Origin of the sequence: Fulvivirga sp. M361 (assembly GCF_007097395.1) — a bacterium.
Classification (GTDB): domain Bacteria; phylum Bacteroidota; class Bacteroidia; order Cytophagales; family Cyclobacteriaceae; genus Fulvivirga.
This window is the reverse complement of the sequence record NZ_VKDC01000002.1, coordinates 61,699-87,347: the sequence shown is the minus strand read 5'-3', so window position 1 is coordinate 87,347 and position 25,649 is coordinate 61,699. Positions and strand designations below refer to the sequence as shown.

Annotated in this window: 25 protein-coding genes and 1 other RNA gene; 18 read left to right on the top strand and 8 right to left on the bottom strand. The window is 40.7% G+C overall.

Features of this window, described 5'->3' with window-relative positions; all coding sequences use genetic code 11:
• The first annotated feature begins 28 nt into the window (after positions 1-28).
• From FNH22_RS01755 to FNH22_RS01740, 4 genes are read left to right on the top strand one after another with little or no spacing between them, the layout of a single operon-like run.
• Positions 29-1,450, top strand: a complete 1,422-nt coding sequence (locus FNH22_RS01755; RefSeq protein ID WP_143396588.1) for a CCA tRNA nucleotidyltransferase — start codon at positions 29-31, stop codon at positions 1,448-1,450.
• Positions 1,451-1,478: 28 nt separating this feature from the next.
• The gene (locus FNH22_RS01750) at positions 1,479-2,186 is read left to right on the top strand and encodes a tetratricopeptide repeat protein (protein WP_143396587.1); all 708 of its coding nucleotides are present in this window, start codon (positions 1,479-1,481) and stop codon (positions 2,184-2,186) included.
• 56 nt (positions 2,187-2,242) lie between these two features.
• Positions 2,243-2,785 carry an RNA polymerase sigma factor gene (locus tag FNH22_RS01745; RefSeq protein WP_143396586.1) on the top strand — a complete coding sequence of 181 codons (543 nt, stop codon included), beginning with the start codon at positions 2,243-2,245 and terminating at the stop codon, positions 2,783-2,785.
• Positions 2,782-3,315: a hypothetical protein gene (locus FNH22_RS01740; protein ID WP_143396585.1), complete on the top strand. Its 534-nt coding sequence runs from the start codon at positions 2,782-2,784 to the stop codon at positions 3,313-3,315. The genes FNH22_RS01745 and FNH22_RS01740 overlap by 4 nt, the downstream gene beginning before the upstream one ends.
• On the opposite strand, the gene FNH22_RS01735 is transcribed toward FNH22_RS01740, so the two are convergent.
• From FNH22_RS01735 to ffs, 3 genes are all read right to left on the bottom strand, one after another.
• Positions 3,312-4,025 (bottom strand): cell division ATP-binding protein FtsE, encoded by a 714-nt coding sequence (locus tag FNH22_RS01735; protein ID WP_143396584.1) that lies wholly within the window; start codon positions 4,023-4,025, stop codon positions 3,312-3,314. The two genes, FNH22_RS01740 and FNH22_RS01735, sit on opposite strands and share 4 nt — an antisense overlap.
• Positions 4,026-4,064: 39 nt before the next feature.
• A complete protein-coding gene (gene fsa, locus FNH22_RS01730; protein ID WP_143396583.1) occupies positions 4,065-4,721 on the bottom strand; it encodes a fructose-6-phosphate aldolase in 657 nt (218 codons plus the stop codon).
• Between the two features lie 40 nt (positions 4,722-4,761).
• An RNA gene (gene ffs / locus FNH22_RS01725) (signal recognition particle sRNA small type) lies at positions 4,762-4,862 on the bottom strand.
• Positions 4,863-5,067: 205 nt separating this feature from the next.
• Here ffs and FNH22_RS01720 point away from each other — a divergent pair.
• Positions 5,068-5,421, top strand: coding sequence for a hypothetical protein (locus tag FNH22_RS01720; RefSeq protein WP_143396581.1), 354 nt, complete (start codon positions 5,068-5,070; stop codon positions 5,419-5,421).
• Here the strand turns inward: FNH22_RS01720 and FNH22_RS01715 are convergent.
• Both FNH22_RS01715 and FNH22_RS01710 read right to left on the bottom strand, forming a co-directional pair.
• The gene (locus FNH22_RS01715) at positions 5,418-5,645 is read right to left on the bottom strand and encodes a hypothetical protein (protein ID WP_143396579.1); all 228 of its coding nucleotides are present in this window, start codon (positions 5,643-5,645) and stop codon (positions 5,418-5,420) included. The two genes, FNH22_RS01720 and FNH22_RS01715, sit on opposite strands and share 4 nt — an antisense overlap.
• Positions 5,646-5,736: 91 nt before the next feature.
• Positions 5,737-6,213, bottom strand: coding sequence for a hypothetical protein (locus FNH22_RS01710; RefSeq protein ID WP_143396577.1), 477 nt, complete (start codon positions 6,211-6,213; stop codon positions 5,737-5,739).
• Between the two features lie 162 nt (positions 6,214-6,375).
• On the opposite strand from FNH22_RS01710, the gene FNH22_RS01705 reads away from it, so the two are divergent.
• From FNH22_RS01705 to FNH22_RS01655, 11 genes are all read left to right on the top strand, one after another.
• On the top strand, positions 6,376-8,445 hold the full coding sequence (locus FNH22_RS01705) for a M13 family metallopeptidase (protein WP_143396575.1): 2,070 nt from the start codon (positions 6,376-6,378) through the stop codon (positions 8,443-8,445).
• 276 nt (positions 8,446-8,721) lie between these two features.
• The gene (locus FNH22_RS01700) at positions 8,722-10,119 is read left to right on the top strand and encodes an anthranilate synthase component I family protein (protein WP_143396574.1); all 1,398 of its coding nucleotides are present in this window, start codon (positions 8,722-8,724) and stop codon (positions 10,117-10,119) included.
• Positions 10,116-10,688, top strand: a complete 573-nt coding sequence (locus tag FNH22_RS01695; RefSeq protein WP_143396572.1) for an aminodeoxychorismate/anthranilate synthase component II — start codon at positions 10,116-10,118, stop codon at positions 10,686-10,688. The genes FNH22_RS01700 and FNH22_RS01695 overlap by 4 nt, the downstream gene beginning before the upstream one ends.
• Before the next feature lie 13 nt (positions 10,689-10,701).
• Entirely contained in the window at positions 10,702-11,712 is a 1,011-nt protein-coding gene (gene trpD / locus FNH22_RS01690; protein WP_143396570.1) for an anthranilate phosphoribosyltransferase, read from the top strand.
• Position 11,713: 1 nt separating this feature from the next.
• A complete protein-coding gene (trpC, locus tag FNH22_RS01685) occupies positions 11,714-12,523 on the top strand; it encodes an indole-3-glycerol phosphate synthase TrpC (protein WP_143396568.1) in 810 nt (269 codons plus the stop codon).
• Entirely contained in the window at positions 12,516-13,142 is a 627-nt protein-coding gene (locus FNH22_RS01680; RefSeq protein WP_221420198.1) for a phosphoribosylanthranilate isomerase, read from the top strand. The genes trpC and FNH22_RS01680 overlap by 8 nt, the downstream gene beginning before the upstream one ends.
• Before the next feature lie 49 nt (positions 13,143-13,191).
• The gene (gene trpB / locus FNH22_RS01675) at positions 13,192-14,373 is read left to right on the top strand and encodes a tryptophan synthase subunit beta (protein ID WP_143396566.1); all 1,182 of its coding nucleotides are present in this window, start codon (positions 13,192-13,194) and stop codon (positions 14,371-14,373) included.
• A gap of 29 nt (positions 14,374-14,402) precedes the next feature.
• Positions 14,403-15,191 (top strand): tryptophan synthase subunit alpha, encoded by a 789-nt coding sequence (gene trpA, locus FNH22_RS01670; protein ID WP_370513158.1) that lies wholly within the window; start codon positions 14,403-14,405, stop codon positions 15,189-15,191.
• Between the two features lie 4 nt (positions 15,192-15,195).
• Positions 15,196-16,206 (top strand): 3-deoxy-7-phosphoheptulonate synthase, encoded by a 1,011-nt coding sequence (gene aroF, locus FNH22_RS01665; RefSeq protein ID WP_143396564.1) that lies wholly within the window; start codon positions 15,196-15,198, stop codon positions 16,204-16,206.
• 264 nt (positions 16,207-16,470) lie between these two features.
• Positions 16,471-17,247 carry a phenylalanine 4-monooxygenase gene (locus FNH22_RS01660; protein ID WP_143396562.1) on the top strand — a complete coding sequence of 259 codons (777 nt, stop codon included), beginning with the start codon at positions 16,471-16,473 and terminating at the stop codon, positions 17,245-17,247.
• Positions 17,248-17,606: 359 nt separating this feature from the next.
• Positions 17,607-19,088, top strand: a complete 1,482-nt coding sequence (locus tag FNH22_RS01655; protein WP_143396560.1) for an NAD(P)/FAD-dependent oxidoreductase — start codon at positions 17,607-17,609, stop codon at positions 19,086-19,088.
• A 91-nt stretch (positions 19,089-19,179) separates the two neighbouring features.
• Here FNH22_RS01655 and FNH22_RS01650 read toward each other — a convergent pair whose 3' ends face one another.
• From FNH22_RS01650 to FNH22_RS01640, 3 genes are all read right to left on the bottom strand, one after another.
• A complete protein-coding gene (locus FNH22_RS01650) occupies positions 19,180-20,577 on the bottom strand; it encodes a M48 family metalloprotease (protein WP_143396558.1) in 1,398 nt (465 codons plus the stop codon).
• Between the two features lie 195 nt (positions 20,578-20,772).
• Positions 20,773-22,092, bottom strand: coding sequence for a kelch repeat-containing protein (locus FNH22_RS01645; protein WP_143396556.1), 1,320 nt, complete (start codon positions 22,090-22,092; stop codon positions 20,773-20,775).
• A 200-nt stretch (positions 22,093-22,292) separates the two neighbouring features.
• Positions 22,293-23,318, bottom strand: coding sequence for a LacI family DNA-binding transcriptional regulator (locus FNH22_RS01640; RefSeq protein WP_143396554.1), 1,026 nt, complete (start codon positions 23,316-23,318; stop codon positions 22,293-22,295).
• Positions 23,319-23,414: 96 nt separating this feature from the next.
• On the opposite strand from FNH22_RS01640, the gene FNH22_RS01635 reads away from it, so the two are divergent.
• Entirely contained in the window at positions 23,415-24,719 is a 1,305-nt protein-coding gene (locus FNH22_RS01635) for a DUF4861 domain-containing protein (protein WP_143396553.1), read from the top strand.
• 120 nt (positions 24,720-24,839) lie between these two features.
• Positions 24,840-25,505 carry an RNA polymerase sigma factor gene (locus tag FNH22_RS01630; RefSeq protein ID WP_143396552.1) on the top strand — a complete coding sequence of 222 codons (666 nt, stop codon included), beginning with the start codon at positions 24,840-24,842 and terminating at the stop codon, positions 25,503-25,505.
• Positions 25,506-25,649 lie beyond the last annotated feature (144 nt).

Sequence of the window (25,649 nt, the reverse complement as noted above, 5' to 3'; positions counted from 1 at the left end):
GCCTGCTTTAAACAAGGGCAATGTTTTTATGAATTACTCCTCATCTCTTAGTGATAACCCGGTATTTGCATTGGTGAAAAAAGTGGCCCGGCAGGAAAGCCTTGAGACCTACGTGGTAGGAGGTTGGGTACGCGATATTTTACTAAAAAGACCTTCAAAAGATGTAGATTTTGTTTGTGTTGGTAGTGGAATTGAACTGGCAGAGAACTTAGCCCGTGAAATAAAAGGCGCACGTGTAAGTGTATTTAAGAATTTCGGGACGGCTATGATCAAGTATAAGGACTGGGAGCTGGAATTTGTAGGAGCCCGGAAAGAATCGTATCGAAATGATTCCAGGAAGCCGCTCGTAGAAGATGGTACACTGGAAGATGATCAAAATCGACGTGATTTTACCATCAATGCCATGGCTATTAGTTTGAATGATAATAACTATGGAGAGCTGGTAGACCCTTTCAACGGAGTGCGTGATTTGAAAAGGAAGATGATAAAAACCCCGTTGAGTCCTGACATTACGTTTTCAGATGATCCGTTGCGTATGATGCGTGGTATTCGTTTTGCTTCACAACTGATGTTTGATATTGATCCTGATACCTATGAAGGGATTGTAAATAATGTAGAACGAATTAAAATTGTTTCTGTAGAAAGAATTACAGAGGAGCTCAATAAGATCATTATGTCTTCTCAACCGTCTTATGGGTTTAAACTTTTGTTCCATACCGGGTTGCTAAAAATAATATTTCCTGAAATGGTGGCATTACACGGGGTGGAGACGATCAATGGTAAATCTCATAAGGACAATTTCTATCATACACTACAGGTGTTGGATAACCTATGTGAGTACTCTAACGACCTTTGGTTGCGTTGGGCAGCAATTTTACATGACATTGCAAAGCCACCTACAAAGCGATTCAATAACAAAGTAGGCTGGACCTTTCACGGGCATGAAGATAAGGGAGCACGTATGGTGCCCAAGATATTCAGAAGGTTGAAATTACCACTGAATGATAAAATGGAATATGTTAGAAAATTGGTAAAACTCCACCTCAGACCGATAGCATTAGTAAAGGATAATATAACGGATACAGCATTGCGCAGACTATTATTTGAAGCGGGTGAAGATATTGATGATTTAATGAAGTTATGCAGGGCAGACATTACTTCCAAGAACCCGGATAAAGTAAAAAAATACCTGAGCAATTTCAGCAAAGTTGAAAAGAAGCTCCTGGAGGTAGAGGAAAAAGACCATGTAAGAAATTTCCAGCCACCCATATCCGGACAAGAGATTATGCAGGCTTTCAATTTAAAACCCGGAAGAATTATAGGTACGATTAAAGAAGAGATCAAAGAGGCCATTTTGGAAGGAGATATAAAGAATACTAAAAATGAGGCATGGAAGTTGATGATTGAAGTAGGTAAAAAAAATGGGTTGGAATTAGTGAGTGAAAAATAATACTTTTGCAGATCAAAAAAATAAGAAGATGATTAAGAGATATTTGGGAATACTATTTGTTTGTTTCGTAACCGCTACTTACGCTCAGGAAGAGCAGAAACAAACCCCTAAACCTACTACCGGACAAGTTTTTTCTGCCCACTATGCGCGCACCTACCAGGTGGCGATAAGATACAATGACTATGACGTGGCTAAACACGCTTTATATAACCTCCTGGTAGAAAATCCGCAAAATGACTCAATACTTTATTCCCTCTCATTATTGTATGTGCAAAATCAGCAATATGCATCAGCAGTGTTAAGTGCCAATGATATTTTGTCTGTAAAACCTGCCCATACAGGTGCTCTGGAAATAGGGGGGATATCTTATGAAAACCTTGGTTTGAAAGATAAAGCGCTAGAGAGATATGAAACATTATATTTAAATACCGATGACTTTCAGACACTTTACAAAATAGCTTTTTTGCAGTTTGACCTTAAAAAGTATACTGAATGTACCACCAACATAGACATCTTGATGGGAAAAAAGGAAGCAGAAGAACTTAAAAGTGTCTACACACTGGAGAATAATGAACAGAAAGAGTTTCCTATCAAGGCTGCACTCCTTTCTTTAAAGGGAATGGTCCTCAAAGAGCAAGGGGATAAAGAAGGCGCTAAAAAACGTTATAATGAGGCCTTGGCACTAGCTCCTGATTTTCCTTTGGCCCAGGAAAAACTAAAAAACATGGATAAATAATTTTTGTATGCAACTTTTGTTCTTATTACGGGTCTTTATTTGGAATGTAGACCGGATTGAGACAGAAGTTTCATAATATACATGCCGATTTAATAGATCGATGCCTGGAAGGAGATGCTTCGGCCCAGAGGCAATTGTATACTTCATATTCCAGGGCCATGTTCAACATATGCTATCGTATCACTAATGATCATAGCGATGCCGAAGATGTGTTACAAGAAGCTTTTGTAAGTGCCTTTCGTAACTTAAGCTCTTACCAGGGGGAAGCCACCTTCGGAGCGTGGCTAAAGCGTATTGTGATCAATAAATCCATCAACTTCCTGAAAAAGAAAAGGGTGGATCTGGAAGAATTAACCCCTGAGAATGAAGTAATTGAAGAAGAGGATACTAAACAGGATGAATGCACCGTTCAAAAAGTAAAAGAAGCAATTGAGCAGTTACCGGATGGCTATCGTGTGGTCTTTTCCTTGTACATGTTAGAAGGTTATGATCATGGGGAAATATCCCATATATTGGGAATCACAGAGTCTACTTCAAAGTCTCAATATAATAGGGCTAAGAACAAAATTAGACTACTTCTTAAGCAGCAATCGCTATGAAAGACGAACTTGAGAAATTTATTACCGTTAACAGGCAGAAGTTTGATACAGAGGAGCCATCTGAAGGGGTATGGAATGGGATAATACGTCAGGTCTCCCGTAAAAAGAATTTTCAATGGCTTTGGAAAGCTGCTGCTATCACTTTTTTCCTGATCAGTGTTTTTTTACTTTTCAAAAACGACTGGGATAAGAAAACTAACCTTCTGGCACAGAAAGAAAAGATATCCTCTGACTTTAACGATATCGAATCGTTTTATTTTGAAATGATCTCTCAGAAAAAAAACTTGATTGACAGCTTCGAGGAAAATATAGAGATTGATTATGGCTATGAACAGGACCTTCAGAATTTGGACGCGATGTATGAAGTACTAAAAGATGAACTCCAAACCAATCCTAGTAAAAAAGTGGTTGACGCCCTTTTACTTAACCTCGTAGTCCGTATTGATATACTCAATAAAAAACTAGCTGAATTAGAAGAAGATGACGAGGGTGCCATCGAAAATAATGATGGCGTTGAGGTAGAAATCTAAAAGCTTTCAGTATTCAAACTAAAAGAAGCTGTTTTAGAATCCAGGATCTTTCCTTTTTCACATTTCAAAACACGGTACCCGTAATTTTTCACCAGTGAATGATCATGTGTTGCCATTAGTACTGCTGTTCCGCTCTTATTGATGTCCTGGAAAATTTTGAAAATGCCTGTGGATACTTCCGGGTCCAGGTTGCCGGTAGGTTCATCTGCCACTAATATTAAAGGCTCATTAAGTAAAGCCCTGGCTATAACTACACGCTGTTGTTCTCCCCCGGAAAGTTGGTGAGGCAGTTTGGGACCCGCAGAACCAAGACCTACCTGCATTAATACTTCCGCTTGTCGTGCTTTGATCTTTGCACTATCTTTCCAACCTGTGGCCTTGAGTACAAAATTGAGATTTTCAGCTACAGTACGATCTGGAAAAAGCTGAAAGTCCTGGAAGATGATCCCTACTTTTCTTCTGAGCATAGGAACTTCAGAAGCTTGTATTTTACCTATATTGTATCCGGCTACTTGCATCTGGCCAGACCGGAAAGGAAGGTCGGCATATATTGTTTTTAACAAAGATGATTTACCACCGCCCGTACGGCCAACAAGAAACACAAATTCCCCTTTCTCAATGTCAAAATTCACATTGTTTAACACTGCAATATCCTCTTGGAAAATGCTTGCCTTCTGCACACTTATGACTGGTCCTGATGAAAAAGACATACGTGTTTCTTTTTAAAGTATTGTATTTATCAGCAACGACTAGCTATTCGCTTTTTTATGATCGGCTAAGAATTTTTCTAATCCCGAGTCAGTCAGTGGATGCTTCAGCAATCCGGTGATTACGTTCAAAGGACAAGTTACTACATCTGCGCCGATTTCAGCACATTGGATCAAATGCATGGTATGTCTGACACTCGCTGCCAATATTTCTGTTTCAAAACCATAGTTATCATAGATCTGAACGATTTGTTCGATCAAAGAAAGTCCATCGTGTGAAATATCATCTAATCGACCTATGAATGGAGACAGGTAACTGGCACCAGCTTTGGCCGCCAGAATAGCCTGACCTGCCGAAAAAACTAATGTACAGTTTGTACGGATTCCTTCATTGCTGAAATGTTTGATCGCCTTAACACCATCTTTGATCATAGGTACCTTCACTACGATCTTATCATCTATTTTAGCCAATTCCTTACCTTCTTTAATAATGGAGTCGTATTCAGTAGAAATTACCTCTGCACTCACATTATTATCTACGATGTCGCATATTGCTTTATAATGTGCTCTGACATTTTCTTCTCCACTTATTCCTTCTTTTGCCATTAACGATGGATTGGTAGTAACTCCGTCCAGAACTCCCAGATCGTAAGCTTCTTTGATATCGTTCAGATTGGCGGTGTCTATAAAGAACTTCATAGTTTGATTGTATGTAAGGGTTAAAATATAGTGACAAAGAAAAAAAGGCAAATCAAGTATCGCACCGCTACAACCGCTTACCCTTGCTACCTTCCGGTCCTGGGGGAGTTCAGCAGGAGCTGATCGTACTGATTTGCCGATGCAAATGTAAGAGGAATTGAGCAATTCGAGAAAGGAACTGATTATTTAAATGGAACAACGTTCATTTCCTGCAAATCAACATTAGTTTTAAAAACTGTTGACAGTCTGAAAATAAATTCTGAACTTCATATCTGTTGTAAATTTTTTTTGGTTTTAGTACTTTTTATTTACTTAGAAAGATACTTTTTTGACTTAAGATACCTCCATGGATAAAAAAAATCAATTTAATCTTGATATAATTACACTTCATTGTTATCGCCAGGATGAAAGGAAAGCTGATGAGATCTTCATATGTTACCAGGGAAAAAAAATATGGCCTTCAGATAAGAAGTACAAGAAAATTACTGTTGGAAAGCACACTTTAAATTTTAGGATACCACAAATAGAACAAAATGAAAGTATCGTATTAGAGTTATGGGACTATGATTTTTTCAGTCCCAATGATCACCTGGGTACGTTCAACATGCTAATTAATGAAAAAGGAGGGCCGTACAGAACCGATCTTGATCTCAAAGAAAGTAGAAATGCTAAATATACATTGGAATGGGAAGCACATTAATATTTTGCCAGACCTTTTAAGTACAAGTTGAATTCCAGTGGGCTGGCAGGTTCAAACCCATCCTCTTCCAGGTCTTCAAATATTTCTTCATCGAAGCGCATTTTTCTTTTCTCAACCGTGCCATTGTTATTAATAGTAAGTTCCATCCCTGAGAAATTAGCAGGATTGACTTGCACTAATACTTTAAACCCGTTAAAATTTCTTTTAAAGTATTCATGGACCATAATAGAAACGATTGTAACTCACATGCAATAATGAAACGTAAAAATAGCTTTTCTACCTTCAAGCTTCTTATTTATTGACCAGTGTTTCAAATTATGCGATTTCAACAGGTTCCTTTTCCTGGGATCTGGGTACGGGTACCTGTATATTCTCAACAAGGGACTCTTCCAGCATATTGACCCATGCCTCCAGGTACTTTACCACATCATCGCGCCTGTTATGTATCAAATGACGCTCTCCGATAGGTAACATACGCAATACACGCTGATCTGAAAGCTTTTCCAGGTGTTTCAGATCATCTGTGTCCAGTCCATAGCTTAATAACTCAGTGATGAGATCATCCATTAAAAGGCCGCTGGTAGGACAGTAGTCATTGAGTTGTTCATTCCAGTCCCCATATTTTTGCATAGCCCGTGTATGTATCTCACTTTTATTTAGTTTTGTTAACTCCTGTGCCAAATGCCCACAGTTACAACTGCCCATATGTCCCCATTGATAGGATTCACTGGTTGCCAGTGTTTTGGCTGTGTTTCTCAGCGCTTCTATAAGTACAAAATTAGCCTTTGCCATAATTATTTCTTTTCCTCTAAATAAACACTCATCCGGCCTTAAGGTTTGATAAACAGCACAGTCTGTCAAATTTATAATTCATCAGGACATGCGACCGTTAGCGTAACATCTGTGTTTTAAACCGTTTGCATTCTTCAATTTAGCTAAATAAATATAAAATTTATGAAAATCAACATACTAGTAACATGTTTAGTTGGCAGTTTCGGAGCATCGCTATTTGTTTCATGTGGGCCTGCTAAGGAGGAGGCAACAGAAGAAAAGGTAATGGCCATTAATACGGACTATATGGATTCTACTGTGAGCCCTGCGGATGACTTTTTTAAGTTCGTCAATGGAGGCTGGGTCGATGAGACGGAAATCCCGGGAGATCAGGGTCGCTGGGGAAGTTTCAATGAACTTCGTGAAATGACCAATGAAACGGTGTTGAGTGTATTGGAAAATGCCGCTAAAGATGAGCAATATGGTGAAGGTACCGACCAAAGGAAAGCAGCTGATTTTTATAGTATAGGTATGGATTCGCTACTGGCGGAACGTGCAGGTATTACACCGCTTCAATCATTTTTTGATCAAATTGATAAGATCAAAGATAAAAAGGACCTTCAAAAATACCTCTCTCATCAACAGAGTTACGGTGGGGGAGCATTCTTCAACTTTTTCATTCTGGCAGATTTGAAGAACAGTAAAATGATGGCGGCTTATATAGGTCAGGGAGGTTTAGGTCTTCCGGATAGAGATTATTATACTAAAACGGATTCAAAATCTGTTGAGATAAGAGAAAAATACATCAAACATGTATCCAGGATGCTTCAGCTATTGGGAGATTCTCCGGAAATGGCAGATGAACAAGCAGATAGGATCATGGACCTGGAAACAGGTTTGGCAGAAGCGTCTATGACTAATGTGGAGCAAAGGAACATTCCAGCCCTGTATAATAAAATGTCTTTGACAGAACTTAATGAGATAGTTCCAGCTTTTGACTGGTCAGAATACCTTGCAGATATTGGTGTAAATGGTCTGGATACTTTGATCATTACCCAACCTAAATTTATGGTAGAGGTACAACGCGTAATAAATGAGGTTCCTGTAAGCAATTGGAAAGAATACCTGAGGTGGCAAGCGGTAAATGGAGCTGCCGGCTTCTTAAGTAATGAATATGTAAGTGCCAACTTTGACTTTTACAATAAAGAGCTTAGAGGCGTTGAAGAAATGCGCCCCAGATGGAAGCGTGTCCTTGAAACTACGAACGGATCATTGGGTGAGGCTATCGGTAAGCTTTATGTAGATCAGGTATTTCCTGCCGAAGCCAAGAAAAAAGCCCGGGAGATGGTAGAAAACATCAAGTTGGCTTTTGCCGATAGGATCAAAAACCTGGATTGGATGACAGATTCCACTAAAGAAAAGGCACTTGAGAAATTAAAAACGATGACCGTTAAGATTGGTTATCCGGATGAGTGGAGAGATTATTCCAGGTTAACGGTAGAAAATGACCCTGAGAAATCTTCTTACATACAAAATATCCTTAACGCCACTAAATTTGGATTCGAATATCAAGTAGCAAAACTAGGCAAACCTGTTGACAGGAAGGAGTGGGGTATGACACCTCAAACGGTCAATGCGTATTTTAATCCACTTTTCAATGAAATTGTATTTCCGGCAGCTATTTTACAGCCTCCCTTCTATAACTACCTTGCTGATGAAGCGGTGAATTACGGTGGTATAGGTGCAGTTATTGGCCATGAAATATCTCACTGTTTCGATGATCAGGGGAGCAGATTTGATGCTGAGGGTAACTTAAAGAACTGGTGGACTGATGAAGATGCACAAAGCTTCAAAGCTCGAACAGGTAAGCTTGTGGAGCAATACAACGCCTACGAACCTCTGGATAGTGTAAATGTGAATGGTGAGTTTACACTCGGGGAAAACATAGGAGACCTTGGAGGAGTTAATGCTGCATATGACGGTTTACAACGTTTTTTCTTACAAAACGGGAAACCGGAAACGATCGATGGGTTTACTCCTGAGCAGCGCTTTTTCATATCCTGGGCGACGGTCTGGAGAATCAAATATAAAGATGAAACATTAAGAACGCAGGTTTTAACAGACCCACATTCACCGGGTATGTACCGGGCGAACGGGCCTTTAGCCAATCTTGAGTCATTCTACCAGGCATTTGATATCAAACCCGGTGATGGTATGTATCGTGCGGATAGCATCCGTGTGAATATTTGGTAATAGGCAAAGTGTAACGTAATAGAAGCATTGAAAGCAAAAGCGCGCTAAAATAAAAAGAAAATTATTTTTCATTTGGATTTTGGTTTTAGCTGCCTACATTTGAACCGTAATGAAGAGAAACAATTTTTATAATGCATGGTGGTGGTACTTTCATAATATATGAAGTGAACAGCCCTGTTGAATAAAAAAATAGATAAATATTAAAGGCCCGCTGTTCTACAGCGGGCCTTTTTTGATATTAAAACACTCTGAAAAAGCCAAAAGACACTAAAAACAATGAAGTTCAAATTCAAAACGAATCATAGACGCTTACTAGCCGATACACTTACACCTGTGAGTATTTATTTCAGGTTAAGGGACCACTATGCTCAAAGTATCTTGTTAGAAAGTTCTGATTACCATGGGAATGACAATAATTTTTCATTTGTATGTTTTGAGCCTATTGCTTCATTCAAAGTAGAAAAAGGAAACTTATCGGTTTCTTATCCTGATGGAATGAAAGAAGAAAAAGTGGTTGCCAGGAATGAACTTGTTGGAGAATTACAGAAGTTTAGCCAATCCTTTTTAGCAGACCCTTCACTCGACTATAAATTTACTACCAATGGCTTGTTTGGATATATCTGTTATGATGGGGTTCAGTATTTCGAGGAAATTGAACTTCAAAATAAGAATGATGAAATACCTGACATAGTTTATAAAATTTACAAATACGTGATCGTAGTAGATCACTTCAAAAACGAGCTCTATCTTTTTGAGCATCTGTTCAATGTAGAACAAGAAAGTAACATTAATAGGGTAGAAACGCTCATACAGGTCAACAATGATCCGCAGTTTAACTTTGAACTGGAAGGTGATGAGCAATCCAATTATACGAATGAGGATTTTTTGACGCTTTTAGATAAAGGGCGTTCACACTGTCTTAGGGGTGACGTATTCCAGATCGTTATATCCAGGAGGTTTAACTCAAAATTTCGTGGTGACGAATTCAATGTCTACCGGGCACTTCGTTCGATCAATCCTTCTCCCTATTTATTTTATTTTGACTATGGTAGCTATAAAATATTTGGCTCATCACCTGAGTCGCAAATTGTGATTAAAGACAATGAAGCCATTATTTATCCTATTGCCGGCACTTTTAAACGAACAGGTAATGATACGGCTGATGCTGAACTGGCTCAAAAGCTTTCGAAAGATGATAAGGAGAACAGCGAACATGTGATGCTGGTAGACCTTGCCAGAAATGACCTCAGCAGAAACTCTGAAGAAGTAGAAGTAGAAGTATTTAAAGAAGTACAGTATTATTCACATGTAATTCACCTGGTATCTAAGGTTACCGGTAAGCTTGCTTCTGATACCGACCCTATCCAGTTAGTAGCGGATACATTTCCGGCAGGTACTTTGTCGGGGGCGCCAAAACATATGGCGATGCAACTGATCGATAAATATGAAAATGCCAGCCGTAGTTACTACGGAGGAGCTATTGGCTTCCTCGGCTTCAATGGGGATTTCAACCACGCCATTATGATCCGTTCATTTTTAAGTCAAAATAACAGATTAAGCTACCAGGCCGGTGCTGGAGTGGTGGCTAAGTCCGTCATAGAAAGTGAACTTCAGGAAGTGAATAACAAATTAGCAGCATTAAGAAGTGCGCTTAAACGTGCAGAAGAGATATGAAGATACTTGTGCTGGATAATTACGATTCTTTCACCTACAACCTGGTGCACATTATCAGGAAACTGGGCTACGCTAAGGATATGAACGTCATAAGAAATGATCACATAACCACAGATGAAGTGGAGAAATATGATAAAATATTATTGTCACCAGGCCCAGGAATACCGGATGAGGCCGGAATTATGAAAGAAGTTATAGAAACTTACGCTGCCACGAAAAGTATACTAGGCATTTGCCTGGGCCATCAGGGCATCGCAGAGGTTTTTGGGGCAGAGCTTTATAATATGCCTTTAGTACTTCATGGGATCACCGGGCAGATGAACATACAAGATGAAGATGAAATCCTATTTCAGGGAGTACCAGCTTCCTTCCAGGGATGTCATTATCATTCATGGAGCGTAAAACCGGAATCTGTCAATGGGCATTTAAAAGTGACTGCGAAAGATAGTCGCGGTCTGATCATGGGGATAAGCCATACCGAATACAATGTAAAAGGGCTTCAATTTCATCCTGAGTCTATCCTGACTGAAAATGGTAAGATCATAATTCAAAACTGGTTGAATAACTAACGTATAAATTCAGATGAAAGAAATACTTAACCAACTGATAGAGCATAAAACGTTGGACAGAGAATTGTCCAAGGCCGTGTTGATGGATTTAGCTCAGGGAAAATACAACCAAAGCCAGGTGGCGTCTTTTCTGACGATTTTCATGATGCGTAGTATTACTGTTGATGAGCTGGAAGGCTTCCGTGATGCTATGCTGGAATTATGCCTGCCCCTTGAAATTGATGAATACAATGCCATTGACCTTTGTGGTACCGGTGGTGATGGTAAAGACACCTTTAATATTTCTACATTATCATCCTTTGTTGTGGCAGGTGCCGGTCAGGCCGTTGCCAAGCATGGGAACAACGGCGTGTCTTCGGTTTGTGGGTCTTCTAATTTATTAGCACACTTTGGTTATCAGTTTACTAATGATAAAGATGCCTTAAAGCAGAGCCTGGACGAAGCCAATATTTGCTTTTTACATGCTCCTTTATTTCACCCGGCTATGAAAAATGTGGCTCCCATTCGTAAGGAACTGGGAGTGAAGACCTTCTTTAATATGTTGGGACCGATGGTCAACCCATCTTTTCCCAGGAAGCAGTTGGTGGGTGTTTTTAGCCTCGAATTAGCCCGGCTATATGGTTACTTATACCAGCAGACAGACAAAGACTTTGTCATACTTCATTCACTCGACGGTTATGATGAAATTTCTCTGACAGGTGATTTCAAAATGATCTCAAATACCGGTGAACAAATTCTGGGACCTGCAGCTCTAGGGACCGGTACATTAGATGCTTCCAAAATCCATGGTGGAGAAACAGTTGAAGATTCAGCAAAGATCTTTGAGGCTGTATTAAAAGGGAATGGTACCGATGAGCAAAAAGCTGTTGTAGTTGCAAATGCAGGTATGGCGCTTTATTGTGCAAACCAGGAAGCTGGATTGGAAACAGCACTTTCACGTGCCGAGGAATCATTGGATTCTGGAAAAGCTTTGCAAGCTTTTAAAAATATGATCAGGAAGAAAACGAAAATCTCACTAAACTAACATGGATATTTTACAAGAAATAATTGCTCACAAACGCACAGAGGTGAAGGAAAGAAAAGCACTTTTCCCTACAAAACTTTTAGAGCAAAGCCTTTATTATGGTAGTCGTACTGTATCTATGAAGCGATACATTTTACGCAAAGACAAAGCAGGTATTATCGCTGAAATAAAGCGCAAATCACCTTCTAAAGGGACGATTAACGCACATGCTGCTATAGAAAAAACATCCATTGGATATATGCAGGCAGGGGCTTCTGCACTGTCTATACTTACAGATACAAAATATTTTGGAGGGAAAAATGAAGACCTTAGCACCGCCAGGAAATTTAATTTTTGCCCCATTTTGCGAAAGGATTTTACCATTGATGAGTATCAGGTGGTTGAAGCTAAATCAATAGGTGCGGATGTTATATTACTTATCGCCGCTGCCCTTGATCCGAAGGAAATTAAGTCGCTTGCGGAGCTGGCAAAATCACTTGGGTTGGAAACATTATTGGAAGTACACAACCGTGAAGAGTTGGACCGGTCTGTGAACCAATATATTGATCTGGTAGGGGTAAACAACCGAAACCTGAAAACATTCGAGGTATCCATTCAAAATTCACTGAACCTCGTAGATGCTATTTCGGATGATTTTGTTAAGGTTTCAGAAAGTGGGATAGACCATCCGGAAGCATTATTAGAACTTAAAAATGCCGGTTTTCAGGGGTTTCTTATTGGAGGGAAGTTCATGCAGAGTGGAAGACCTGATAAGGCCTGCGCCCGATTTATAGAAGCGTTAAGCCAACTGGAGAATAAAGCCTATGTCTAATGAGGCTGACATACGGCTAAAAGTTTGCGGACTTCGTGACAATATTCAAGAAGTAATAGCACTGGCTCCTGATTTTGTGGGGTTTATATTTTATCCTGAATCACCAAGGTATGTCGGAGCCCTGGAGGTGGGAAAAATTGCTTCAATGCCTGAAAGTATTAAGAAAATAGGAGTGTTTGTCAATGAAGAACTGCCCAAGGTCAGGGAAATAATACACAAATATTCCCTGGATCTCGTGCAGCTCCATGGCCATGAGACAGTGGAGTATTGCAAAGATCTGAAAACCGATGGCATTGGTGTTATCAAAGTATTCTCCGGGAATGATCTGCCCTCGCAGGAGCTTTTGCAAGCTTATGTTCCTTACATTGATTATTACCTGTTTGATACACGGAGTGAAAACTACGGAGGAACAGGCCAAAAATTTAATTGGAGCCAACTGGAAGTGTTGGACCTCGAACGTCCTTTTTTTCTGAGTGGTGGAGTAGATATGGACAGTATAGACCATCTTAAAAAAGGCACGTTATCCGTGTATGCTATAGATGTGAATAGCAAGTTTGAAATGGCACCCGGTTTAAAAGATATAAAGTTACTCGAGCAGTTAAAGCTTAAAATGAATTGATCTTTAGCGTTTAAGAGAGAATGATACTATGGAAATAAAAGCGATAAACATGAAGTATTCTGTGGATGAGAACGGTTATTATGGGAAGTTTGGAGGGGCTTATATTCCTGAGATGCTTTACCCCAATGTGGAGGAGCTGAAAGAAAACTATTTGTCGATCATTGGTTCGTCTGATTTTAAGGAAGAGTTTGACAAACTTTTGCGTGATTATGTGGGGAGGCCCACACCCTTGTTTCTTGCAGAGCGCTTATCCCAAAAGTATGAGGCACAGATCTACCTCAAGCGTGAAGATCTATGCCATACTGGTGCCCATAAAGTGAACAATACGATCGGTCAGATTATCCTGGCTAAAAAGTTGGGAAAGCAAAAGATCATTGCTGAAACCGGTGCCGGTCAGCATGGTGTGGCTACGGCTACGGTGTGTGCCCTGATGGGTATGGAATGCATCGTGTATATGGGTAAAATAGACATGGAACGTCAAAGACCCAACGTGGAACGTATGCGTATATTAGGCGCCCGGGTAGTGCCGGCTACCAGTGGTAGCCAAACATTAAAAGATGCCACCAATGAGGCAATGCGCCATTGGATCAATCACCCCACTGACACTCACTATATCATCGGATCAGTGGTGGGGCCACATCCTTATCCGGATATGGTAGCGAAGTTCCAGTCCGTGATCAGTGAAGAGATCATGAACCAGCTGGAGGCAGCTACAGGCAGCCCCTACCCGGATTATATACTGGCCTGTGTGGGTGGAGGCAGCAATGCGGCAGGTGCTTTTTACCATTTTATGGATAACGAAAAAGTGAATTTAGTGGCAGTAGAGGCCGCCGGACATGGAGTAGGATCCGGTGAATCGGCGGCCACTACAGCGTTGGGAAAGCCCGGTGTGCTTCATGGCAGTAAAACACTTCTAATGCAAACCAAAGATGGACAGGTAGTAGAACCTTATTCCATTTCAGCCGGGCTTGACTACCCGGGAATAGGTCCAATCCATGCACACCTTTTTGATACCGGGCGGGTACAGTTTCTGAATGCTACGGATGAAGAGGCTATGAATGCAGGAATAGAGTTAAGTCGACAGGAAGGGATTATTCCAGCCATAGAGTCAGCTCATGCATTTGTTGCTTTGCAAAAGTTGGATTTGACACCTAATGATACAGTAGTGATTAATCTTTCGGGCCGGGGAGATAAAGACCTGGAAACCTACATCCAATGGGGTAAATACTAATTGATCCTGGACGAATTAAATCTAAAAAAATGAAGGTTACCCATATGAACCGAATCAACACGCTTTTTGCAAATACAAGACAGAAAGTACTTTCTGTATACTTTACAGCAGGTTTTCCCAATATAGATGATACATTATCAGTTGCTAAACACCTTGAAAAAGCGGGCGCTGATATTGTAGAAATAGGGATGCCCTTTTCTGATCCTGTTGCAGACGGACCGACTATCCAGGAAAGTAATAAGCAGGCACTGGACAATGGCATGAACCTTGAACTTCTTTTTAAACAATTGGAAAAGCTAAGGGACAACGTATCTATTCCGGTAATCCTTATGGGATACATCAACCCTGTTATTCAGTATGGAGTGGAACGTTTTTGCCAGTCATGTGAAGCTGTAGGAGTGGACGGACTTATTTTGCCGGACCTTCCTATGGCGGAATACCTGACCGAATACCATTCTACTTTTGAAAAACATGGATTGAAAAATGTATTTCTCATCACACCTCAAACGTCAGAAGACAGGATCAAGACGGTAGATGATAATACGGATGGCTTTATCTATATGGTATCATCAGCCAGTACCACCGGTGCCCAAAGTTCCTTTGGTGATGAACAAAAATCCTATTTTGAAAAGGTCAATGGAATGGAATTGAAAAACCCTGCGTTAGTAGGTTTCGGAATTTCAAACCGGACTACTTTTGAGCAAGCCACAGCTTATAGTGCCGGAGCTATTGTAGGCAGCGCTTTTATCAAGCTATTATCCAAGTCAGACGACCTGGAAAATGACATTAACACATTTGTAAAAGAATTGAAAGGCTAAAAAAATGATCATACAACTGGAAAAAGGGGCATCCGCCCAGCTAAAAGAAGATATTATTAAAAAGGTACAGAACCTAAAGTATAAGATCACCGATGTAAAAACGCAAAAGGGCGATTACCTGGTGGGGATTGGAAAAAAAGAATTTGACATTCGGGATGTAGGTCATATGCCAGGCATTGCGGATATCCACATCGTTTCAGACGATTACAAATTGGTATCCAGGAAATGGAAAGTAAAACCTACGGTCATTGACCTAGGCGATGGTGTGCTTATCGAAGAAGGAGGAATGGCGATTATGGCCGGCCCATGTTCCATAGAAGGAGAGGAGCAGATCGCAAAAACCATAGAGCATCTGAAAGAAAACAATGTGCAGATCATGCGGGGTGGTGTATATAAACCAAGAAGCTCGCCTTACTCATTCCGTGGATTAGGTATAGAGGGGCTGAAGATGTGGTATAAGGCAGTGAAAGAAGCCGGTATTAAGATCATTACAGAAGTAATGCAGGTATCACAGATTGAGGAGATGTATGAATATGTGGATATCTACCAGGTAGGTGCGCGCAATACACAAAACTTCAATTTACTGGATGAGCTGGGACATGTGGATAAGCCCGTATTGATAAAACGTGGTATATCAGGAACGATTGATGAATTGCTTTCTTCTGCGGAATATGTGTTTTCTGCCGGCAATGAGAACCTTATGCTTTGCGAACGCGGTATCCGCACATATGAAAAAGCCAGTCGTAATACAATGGATATCAATGCCATTAGTATTCTCAAAGAAAAATCACACCTGCCGGTCATCGCTGACCCCTCGCATGGTATTGGTATCCGTGATCATGTAGAGCCAATTGCACTGGCCTGTATCATGGCCGGAGCGGACGGCGTGATCTATGAGACACACCAGGTACCCGAAGAGGCTTATTCGGACGGGCAGCAGACACTGGACTTCAGAGAGTCCAAAAGATTGATCAATAAAATGAGGAAGGTTTTTGAGCTCAGGGAAAGCATGTAGTGAAACCAGTACTTTAAAGTGAGATAAGGTCGGTGGCATGACACAGATCAGTAAAATTCACATGAAGAAAAGTTTGCAATTTAAAATATTAAACTACCTTTGTAGTATAATGATCAATAGCAGAACATATTACTATTACTACTTTAGCCGCTACGATGTCGGAGCAAGTAGGATATGTTCATTCTAAAAGAAATTAAAAACTGAATATAAAGCCTGGTTCCGAAAGAGCCAGGCTTTTTTTATGGCCTATTTTAAATGAAGACTATGGAAACGGAAACGAAAAGAAGCATCCCGACATTAAAAGACATGAAGCAGGTCTACGATGCATACACAGAGGAAGACCATGAAGTATGGAAGATCTTATTTAACCGGCAGATCGTGAATCTACCGGAAGCAGCTACCGAAGAATATATGATCGGGCTGGAAAAGATCAACTTTACCGCTGATCGTATCCCTAATTTCACTGAAACAAATAAGATCCTTAAGGCCCTTACCGGATGGGAACTGGTAGCAGTAGAGGGTATAGTAGATGATAAGCTCTTCTTTGAACTAATGTCCAACAGGAAGTTCCCTGCTACCACCTGGCTAAGGAAAATGAGTGAACTGGACTACCTGGAAGAACCGGATATGTTCCATGATGTATTCGCACATGTGCCACTACTTACCAATCAGAAGTTTGTTGATTTTCTGCAAGCCATTAGCCAAATAGGGCATAACCACGCAGATGATCCGATAGCCATTGACTTATTATCAAGAGTATACTGGTTTACCGTGGAATTTGGCTTGATCAGGGAAAACGGATCTCCACGCATCTATGGCGCCGGTATTCTGTCTTCTGCTGGTGAGACTGAGTTTTCTTTGAGTAAAGAGCCTAAACATTTCGAGTACCATGTGGAGCAACTATTAAATACACCTTACAGGAAAGATGTATTCCAGGACCGTTACTTTATCGTTGATTCTTACCAACAGCTTTATAATTCCATTGATGAAATAAAAGAAGGTTTGAATGAGAAGCTGAAAAAGCTGACTACGTTTGGTTGAAGTAATGAATTTCGTTTAAGTCCGTTCCTGGTCGTAGGTGATGTTGTTGAACCTACGACCTAAACAGGATGGATTCTTACTCAAGCAGGTAGCCAGAATTTATAATCAAATTTAATTTTGCTCCATTTGTAAGGGTTTGATATTCAGTACACCTGTCGGTCACCGGTACCTGGTACACACCACGTTAAGCTCTTGTCTCTTTGCACTCTGCCCTTAGGTGTGTTTTATAAAAATATTCTTTTTATTCGAAGTAATTGGGTTATATCAAACTTCTTTGGTTAGTTAGAGTGGCCGGTCAATTAGCCTTTTAAATCTTTAATAAGATTTAACTATATTGATGATAATTAGCGGCTTTAACTATGGAAAAATATGATTTAGTGGTGATAGGTGCTGGTCCTTCAGGGTACGCAGCAGCTATGCGGGCAATGGATTTTAGGAAGAAAGTATTGCTCGTGGAAAAAACACGGATAGGAGGGGCGGGCGTGACTAATGGAGCGTTGTCGTCGAAAACATGGTGGGAGCTGTCACGCGAAACGTATTTGTTCAATAAACATTTGAAACGATACGACCTTTCCGCACCAGGTGTAAACTACCAGGAGATGCGTCAGGAAGTAAGACAGGCGGTCATAGAGCGGCGTAGTATGCTAACCCGGCATATGGAGTTATTGGAAGAATCTAACTACTCCGGTTTATTGACGTATCAAAAAGGCACTGCACGCCTGTTGAACAACCACGAGATTGAAATTATCTCAGATGAAGGTACCGAAGTCATTTATACGGACTATGTGATACTCGCCACCGGTAGTCGTCCCCGGAAGCTACCTCATATTCCTATTGACGAAAAGATCATTCTGACGAGTGATGGTATCGAGCACCTGGATGACTTTCCTAAAAGTATGGTAATACTTGGTGCAGGGGTGATAGGCTGTGAGTTTGCCACTATTTTTTCAGGATTTGGCCAAACCAAAGTACACCTTATTGATAAAGGCAATCGTATACTTCCTTTTGAAGATGAAGATGTTGTGTCAGTGATAGAACGTAATATGGAATCCAAAGGGGTGCATATACACCGTAGCAGTCAGCTCGTACGTATGGACATCGTAGATGGTCGGGTGGAATATGAACTGGAATACGATAGTGGAGAAAAGAAGATTTACCATGTAGAGAAAGCATTAGTATCTGTGGGACGTATCCCTAACTACGAGGGGCTTTGGAGTGATGAAGTGGATATAAAGCTGAATAACCGTGGCATTGAAGATGAAGAAACTCAAACATCGGTTTCGAATATTTATGCTGTAGGAGATATTACCTCAGACATCGCTTTAGTAAATGTTGGCGAACTGGAAGGCCGTCATGCGGTGGAGAAAATATTCGGCAAACCTAAGCGTAAGCTGGTGTATGAAAACATCTCTACTATCATGTTTTTACAGCCTGAGGTGGCCGGAGTAGGTCTTAATGAGACACAGGCAAAGAAGAAAGGGATTCCTTATAAAGTGGTGTCTTTAGATTACAGCGTTATACCCAGGGCAGTGGCAAAAAGGATTACGCAAGGTTTTATCAAACTGCTGGTTACTAACGACGAAGAGATGAAAATTCTGGGTATGCGGGTGGTAGGCCTACATGCTTCCAGCGCTATTCAAGCGGTGGCGTTACTCATCAATATGGATAAAGGCATAGAGGAATTGGCTGAATGCGTTCACCCTCACCCTTCTATTATAGAAGGCATACAGGAATGTGTACGCATGCTTTTAGGCAAGTCTATGTTTAAACCGGAGGCTTTACCCGGTAAACTAACCTGTAGAACTTGTTGTGATGGAGTATATGAAGATATTTTGTTCTAGTGAGTGATCCCTTTTAAAGGATTGTTATGTAAAACCTTTCAAGTTATTTCAGGACGGGGCGGTAAGCGGTAAGTGAGCTTGTCTGCAGGTTTCAATACATCTTATGGATATATGCTCCATCAGGGAACCTGACTTTGTATTGTTTGACAAGTTTTTTCTGGAGGTCTTTTCTATCCGTGAGCCTAGCCAGTTTCCAAAGGAAGAAATGGTGACTCTGAACCTCCTCATTGAAATTTTCCGGATTTTTCAGGAAATGATAGGCTACCTCCAGCAGTTCCCTAGAGGTGATATTATGTAAAAAATGATTGAGCTCCGTCAGTTCCTCCCCATAATTGGCAGTATTACTTTGAACAAAACGGTAAAGTTCACTATACTTTTTAGCCTCACCAAGTTCGATCAGGACTTTTGTGATCATAGTGATGAGATACGGATCTTCAGGATATCTCGAGCGTTGTTGCAACGCTTGATGGAGACATTGATCATATTTTTTCATGAAGTAAGCAGCCTCCACAGTTTCAAACTCAGCAATAAGAGTGATCTCATCGGCATCATTTTGTACGGATGGGCTTAGATCGGCAATGTCCATCCTATTAACAAGAAGCTGCAGCCGTTCAGGAATAACCGGATGTGACTGTAGAGAATCCACTCGGAAGATCAATAAATGAGATTTTTTCATACTATACCCTCTTGGTCTTCCTTTTAGCCAACGGGATTGCAAAGGATAGTCCTTGGCATGAAAAGGTTCGAGTAATGAATAGCCTTGCGGATACTTAGGATAGGTAATGGAGTCCAGCATAGACAGGGCTGTTAACGCTCCCCACCCCGGGTATTTACTTTTTTTATAATAAACATACCACAGTGAGTCTGCCTTTATTTCATTTTCTCTTTTAAATCGGCCAAAGTCATAGGCCATTCGCTGTAAAGTTATAATCGTATTTTCGAGGCTTCGACCTTCTATTTCTTGCGATAACCGGCCTCGGCTTTCATCTTTTATTTCACGAATTTCTGCCAGGCTTTTTTTGACATGGTCCAGCTCGTTATGCGCCATTTCGTGTGCCAGGACAAAGGCCAGTTGATCTTCATTTTGTACACGTGCCAGCAAACCGATGTTTACCACCAGGCAGTTAAGCCCTACGGTATAGGCATTTACCGAGTTGTTCTTGGCAATAAATATGAATTTTGGAGGATGTCGTATGTCATTTTGTTTCAAGATCCTTTCCACGATCCGATCGATAAAATTTTGTAAAACGGATTCATCGATGAACGCGTCGTTTTTGATCATACTCAGGAGGAATTTTAGGTTTTTTTTATAATCACTTTTTAACCTTTCGTCTTGTAACAATGGAACTTCCTTTCTAAACTCTTCTTTTATTGTTTTGATCAATTCCTTTGATTCCTGATCATATGTATCTTGGAATATATTGAAATGACTGTTGTCCCAAAACAGTGATGGTAGCCATAAGATTAATGCCGATGATAAATGCGGCATAAAGGAAAGTTCTGAGCATGAGTAAGTAAAACCAACTATACGGCGAAAATAGTAAATCACTCTTATTTCACGTTAAAAATAAAAACAAACTATTGTCAGTTAGGAGAACAGGGTGCTGGATAGATCGTGTTTATAAAAAGCTGGAAAAGATACATCCAAACATTAGCTGATACTTGAAAAGGTTCTATTCATAGGCTAAAGGCTTATCAGACGGATGATTTTTTCAATATCACCATTATAGATAATATGCAAATTCGCCTTTTCACCTTTCCTATTCCCCAGGTGCTTAACTTCTATTTTCAATTGCTCATCAGCGTCCACAAGAGTTAAACCCACCTCGGATTTGATTTGAAATCGGTCATTTTCCGGTCCGGTTAATTTTATTGTGTTGATGAAGCTACCGGTATTTCCTCCCGTGTTTTCAATTTCTATGATTTTGGTCTTTCCGTTAATCATGGATATTTCTGTTGGAGCAATGAGGTTAGAAGCTATTAAAGCCACACCTTCAGGAGCATCTTCATTATAAACTTCCATATTCCATTGCCTTCCACCTCCACGATTAGGTGATCCGCCTGCTATATAGACCCCATTACCTGACAAGATAGCCTGGGTGCCATGTCTGGGATAATGCATATCCGCTTTACGGGACCAGCGTTGAGATACAGGACTATAGGCTTCAGTAAGTTTGTAGGCCGGTCCCTGGATTTCACCTTCTCCACCCATAACGAAAAGCTCATTGTTAAAGGTAACAACTCCGGGTGCTGCCCTGGGAGTGGGCAGTTCTTTTTCAAGAGTAGACCATGTTTGAGTCTTGAAATTGTAGGTGTCCACTATGCTAATAAGTGGGGCAAATACACCACCTTTTCCACCAGACTGCCTTCCACTGGCTGCATACAAGGTGTGGCCTATTACAGCGGCGTGGAAGTGGTCCCTGGCCTGAGAAGCGTTTTCAAGTATTGTCCAGGTATTTGTTTTTGGATCATATGAATCAAACCAATTTACATAACCTCCGTCGTGGCCAACGGTATTCCCTCCAAGTAAATAGAATTTATCCTGGTAAACAACGAGCCCGGCGCCGCCACGTCTTCTGTTCGTCGGAATTTCAGGACCTTTGATCCATTTATCTGTGGGCGGATGGTATAGCCAGATGTTTTCCTCCGGAATTTCTTTGGGGAAGTTATTGGTTTTAAAGCTTCCGATTACCCAAACAAATCCTTTAAAGAAAGTGGCCTGGAAATGGTTGAATTCCTTGGGCGCATCACTTCCGGTGCTCCAAGTGTTTGTTTTATAGTTGTATATATCTAATTTTTGAGCAGATTCTCTCCCTCCGAACATTATGAACCTGTCACCTGCCTGTACAAAAGAACATTCATGACGGGCCGTATAATTTTCATCCTCATTTTTATCGATCCATTGGTTTACAGAAGTTTCTGTGACCTGACAAAACAGAAGCGTTGGAAATAGACATAATACATTTAATATACTTTTCAAGCCTGCATGTGACATTTCCTTCATGAGTTTATTAAGGGTTGAGATGCATTTAAGTTACGTGAGTTTCAGCATAAGATCTGTAAATACTATTCATTATAGTCACCTTGCATTTTTTGCCTATTAAACACAGGGCACGGGTATCCCTCAGTAGTAAAGTGAGGTAAAGCAGGTATTTCATTAGTTGCCAGATAGCCTGTTACGTCAAGGTAAATTCACTTATCAAGTCACTTTCTACACGAAGATCCTCGTACGATCAGCTGCGTATCGATAGTGATCACCTCGTTCATTCCTCTATCGGTTTCTCCACGGATTTCAGCAATAAGTCGCTTTGCCGCTGCTTTTCCTATTTCTTCTCCCGATTGATCAACGGTAGTAAGTCCAGGCTTTATGATAGATGTACTTGGTGAGTTGCTGAATCCGGCGATTGCCATATCATCAGGTACGGAAAAAGAGCCATCCTTTTGAAGGTATTGCATAGCTGACAGGGCCGTGAGATCATTTGAACAGAAAAGTGCGTCGGGCAAGTCAGGGAGTGATAACAAGTACTTTATTCCCTCTATTCCATCATCGGGTAAAAGGCGACTTTCAAAAACCATAGTAGGATCCATTACCAGATTGTGATCTTTGAGCGCTTTTTTATATCCGTCAAATCTATCCCGGTAGATATTCAAATTCCGGGGTCCGGAAAAATGCGCTATCCTTCTGTGACCCTGGCTGATCAAGTGCTCCGTTACCTGGTAAGCAGCTTTAAAATCATCGATCACCACGCGACAGGCCGATACTCCGGGAGGATACCGGTCAAAGAATACAATTGGAATATTTTCATCCTTAATTTGTGTCAAATGGTCAAATTTGGTGGTATCCATGGCAACAGAGGCCAGCACACCCTCGACCCTATTATCAAACAGGGCAAATGTATTTGACACTTCTCTTTTATAGTTGTCATGCGACTGGCATATTATGACATGGTACCCTTCTTTGTAGACTACTTGCTCAATACCCGATATGGCTGAAGAAAAGAAGTGACGAGATATCCACGGCACGATCACCCCAATGGTCTTGGATCGTTGGGTCCGTAAACCGGTTGCCATAAGGTTAGGGCGATACCCTAGCTCAGAAGCCACTTTTCTAACCTTTTCCTTTGTTTTGGCTGTTACACGAGGGCTATCATTTAAGGCACGTGAAATAGTAGAGCTATCCAGACTCAAATGTCGTGCAATATCATGAATGGTGATCTGCCCTTTTTTCATGACACAAATAAAGCAATTTTATACAAGCTCAAATACAATCGATTGTATTTACATGGATTTATTGTAAATTGACCACTAAAGTATTTACAAAAAGCAATGGATATTCATATTACGAACCATAAAATTCTTTGGATATCATTTTTGATGGATATAAAAAAGACGCGTTGGCACAGCATATGTCTGGCTATTCTTAGTCTATCCGTCACTGCTTGCACCACAGGTTCCAATGTATCCATCACTTTAGAAAACACCTTAGACCTTGAGCGACCTGATGAACCGATAGTACTAAGGAGAGCAGATCTTTTAGAGTGGCTGGCCATAGATATAGATCCGGCCAACGAGGTGATCATGGTAAATGATAGGTCTGGCAAGGTCCTGCCCAGCCAACTCGACGACCTGGATGATGATGGTACCTGGGACGAACTGTCTTTTCAATATTCTTTCCCTCCAAGGGCTAAAGTTGAGCTTACGCTTCAATGGGTGGAGCAATCGAAAGATGTCAGGCATGATTCCCGTGCCCATGCCTACCTAGGTTACCGTCCCGCAAGGCAGGGAGATTTTAAATCGGTTGATCACAACGTCAGACCAGATGATCATGAGCCTCAAAGTCAGCCTTACCTGTATCAGTTTGAGGGCCCTGGGTGGGAAAGTGATAAGATCGCCTACAGGGTGTATTTTGACAGCAGAAATGGTAAGGATATCTTCGGAAAAACTAAAACCGGGATTTTCCTTGATTCAATAGGCCTAAAAGGGAACTATCATAAATTACAACCTTGGGGTATGGATGTCCTGAAAGTAGGAAACTCACTTGGTGCAGGGTCCCTGGCCATGCTCAAAAATGACTCATTGTACCGGTTAGGGAAAACTAGATCCGCAATATTTAAAAAAATTGCAGATGGACCTGTGCGGGCAATAATTCAGCTCAGTTATAAGGGATGGCAGGTAGAAAGTAAAAGCTATGATATGGATGAGTTTGTCACTATCTGGGGAGGGAAAACATGGTATCATGATAAGGTAGTGATTAAAGGTTCTGCCAGTGATACACTTGTCACCGGGATAGTGAATATGTTTGGCATTGTCCCGGTCCAAAAGGATGTTGGTGCGCTGGAAGTTCTTGCCAGTCATGGTAGGCAAAGTGAAAATCAGGACATGTTAGGTATGGCTTTACTTACTAACAAAGATCAATTGGCGCGATACGGTAGTGCTCCCAAAGAAGGTGACGGGATCACTTTTACTGACTATATGGCTCTGAAAAGTGACAGTGATGAATTTCAGTTCTATTTCTATACGGGCTGGGAGCTGGAAGATAAAAAATTCGCTGACCAGGACCTTTTTATGAAGGCATTGGAAGATGAAGCAGTCAAATTATCTGAACCAATAAAAATTACTTTCAATAAATGATTGTCATCTAAAACATCGATTGTATAAATGACCATAGATGGAGACCTGATGGGAGACTAAGACGGGAAAATACCATATACTGTGAAGTGAAATGGTGATCAATGAAAAATAAAAAAGGTAATGTATCATAAGATCTCACATAATGATGATGATCTGGAAAAAAGCAAGTTGAAGATTAGTAAATCGAGTAAACCTGTATTTTATGACCAGGACCTTGCCCTTTGGGATGCGTTCAGAGAAGGGTGTGAGAGTTCTTTTGCAATGTTATATCAAAAGACTTTCATGGACCTGTATCAGTATGGACTGAAAATCAGCCAGCAAAAAGAGTTGGTGAAAGACTGCATACATGACCTTTATGTTGATCTGTGGAATAAAAGAGAGCAATTGAAGGCTGTAGACAATGTTAAAGGCTATCTCGTTATTGCGCTGAAAAGAAGGCTTATTAACCATTTTAAGCGATCAAAAAAGATCAGTGTGCAGGAAACATTGTTTGAGCATGCAGTGCTATTGACTACGGCTTCAAGAGAAAGTGAAATAATTGATCACCAGTCACTGGAAGAAAGGAAGGCCCGCGTGTTTGCTGCAATGGAAATGCTTACTTCGCGGCAGAGAAAAGCCCTTCATTTAAAATTTTATCACAATTTTTCTAATCAGGAAATTGCAAAGAAACTGACCATCGATATTAATTCTACCTATAACCTTATCTCAAAGGCCATAAAACTTCTTCGTAACAGCCTCACCACTATAATTTTATCCCTCATACTTTTTGGGCAGTCCTATATGTAAAGCGTTGCTTTATTTCCTGCTAAATACCCCTGTTTTATTAAGTCCTAACCAGGTAGTAGAGTAAGGATCATTACATCCAACCTTCATGTATATTTCCGTATCTCCAATTTTTTTTGATAAAAGAGATTAGAATTTCCCATCTCA

What these genes read in the sequence shown, in the direction of transcription:
- FNH22_RS01680 (WP_221420198.1), top strand. Translation starts at nt 12,516, where the DNA reads ATGTCTAATGAGGCTGACATACGGCTAAAAGTTTGCGGACTTCGTGAC.
- aroF (WP_143396564.1), top strand. Translation starts at nt 15,196, where the DNA reads ATGATCATACAACTGGAAAAAGGGGCATCCGCCCAGCTAAAAGAAGAT.
- fsa (WP_143396583.1), bottom strand. Translation starts at nt 4,721, where the DNA reads ATGAAGTTCTTTATAGACACCGCCAATCTGAACGATATCAAAGAAGCT.
- FNH22_RS01695 (WP_143396572.1), top strand. Translation starts at nt 10,116, where the DNA reads ATGAAGATACTTGTGCTGGATAATTACGATTCTTTCACCTACAACCTG.
- FNH22_RS01710 (WP_143396577.1), bottom strand. Translation starts at nt 6,213, where the DNA reads ATGGCAAAGGCTAATTTTGTACTTATAGAAGCGCTGAGAAACACAGCC.
- FNH22_RS01705 (WP_143396575.1), top strand. Translation starts at nt 6,376, where the DNA reads ATGAAAATCAACATACTAGTAACATGTTTAGTTGGCAGTTTCGGAGCA.
- FNH22_RS01750 (WP_143396587.1), top strand. Translation starts at nt 1,479, where the DNA reads ATGATTAAGAGATATTTGGGAATACTATTTGTTTGTTTCGTAACCGCT.
- FNH22_RS01650 (WP_143396558.1), bottom strand. Translation starts at nt 20,577, where the DNA reads ATGCCGCATTTATCATCGGCATTAATCTTATGGCTACCATCACTGTTT.
- FNH22_RS01635 (WP_143396553.1), top strand. Translation starts at nt 23,415, where the DNA reads ATGGATATTCATATTACGAACCATAAAATTCTTTGGATATCATTTTTG.
- FNH22_RS01640 (WP_143396554.1), bottom strand. Translation starts at nt 23,318, where the DNA reads ATGAAAAAAGGGCAGATCACCATTCATGATATTGCACGACATTTGAGT.
- trpA (WP_370513158.1), top strand. Translation starts at nt 14,403, where the DNA reads ATGAAGGTTACCCATATGAACCGAATCAACACGCTTTTTGCAAATACA.
- FNH22_RS01755 (WP_143396588.1), top strand. Translation starts at nt 29, where the DNA reads ATGAATTACTCCTCATCTCTTAGTGATAACCCGGTATTTGCATTGGTG.
- FNH22_RS01700 (WP_143396574.1), top strand. Translation starts at nt 8,722, where the DNA reads ATGAAGTTCAAATTCAAAACGAATCATAGACGCTTACTAGCCGATACA.
- FNH22_RS01735 (WP_143396584.1), bottom strand. Translation starts at nt 4,025, where the DNA reads ATGTCTTTTTCATCAGGACCAGTCATAAGTGTGCAGAAGGCAAGCATT.
- FNH22_RS01720 (WP_143396581.1), top strand. Translation starts at nt 5,068, where the DNA reads ATGGATAAAAAAAATCAATTTAATCTTGATATAATTACACTTCATTGT.
- FNH22_RS01630 (WP_143396552.1), top strand. Translation starts at nt 24,840, where the DNA reads ATGTATCATAAGATCTCACATAATGATGATGATCTGGAAAAAAGCAAG.
- FNH22_RS01740 (WP_143396585.1), top strand. Translation starts at nt 2,782, where the DNA reads ATGAAAGACGAACTTGAGAAATTTATTACCGTTAACAGGCAGAAGTTT.
- FNH22_RS01660 (WP_143396562.1), top strand. Translation starts at nt 16,471, where the DNA reads ATGGAAACGGAAACGAAAAGAAGCATCCCGACATTAAAAGACATGAAG.
- trpD (WP_143396570.1), top strand. Translation starts at nt 10,702, where the DNA reads ATGAAAGAAATACTTAACCAACTGATAGAGCATAAAACGTTGGACAGA.
- FNH22_RS01655 (WP_143396560.1), top strand. Translation starts at nt 17,607, where the DNA reads ATGGAAAAATATGATTTAGTGGTGATAGGTGCTGGTCCTTCAGGGTAC.
- trpB (WP_143396566.1), top strand. Translation starts at nt 13,192, where the DNA reads ATGAAGTATTCTGTGGATGAGAACGGTTATTATGGGAAGTTTGGAGGG.
- trpC (WP_143396568.1), top strand. Translation starts at nt 11,714, where the DNA reads ATGGATATTTTACAAGAAATAATTGCTCACAAACGCACAGAGGTGAAG.
- FNH22_RS01645 (WP_143396556.1), bottom strand. Translation starts at nt 22,092, where the DNA reads ATGAAGGAAATGTCACATGCAGGCTTGAAAAGTATATTAAATGTATTA.
- FNH22_RS01715 (WP_143396579.1), bottom strand. Translation starts at nt 5,645, where the DNA reads ATGGTCCATGAATACTTTAAAAGAAATTTTAACGGGTTTAAAGTATTA.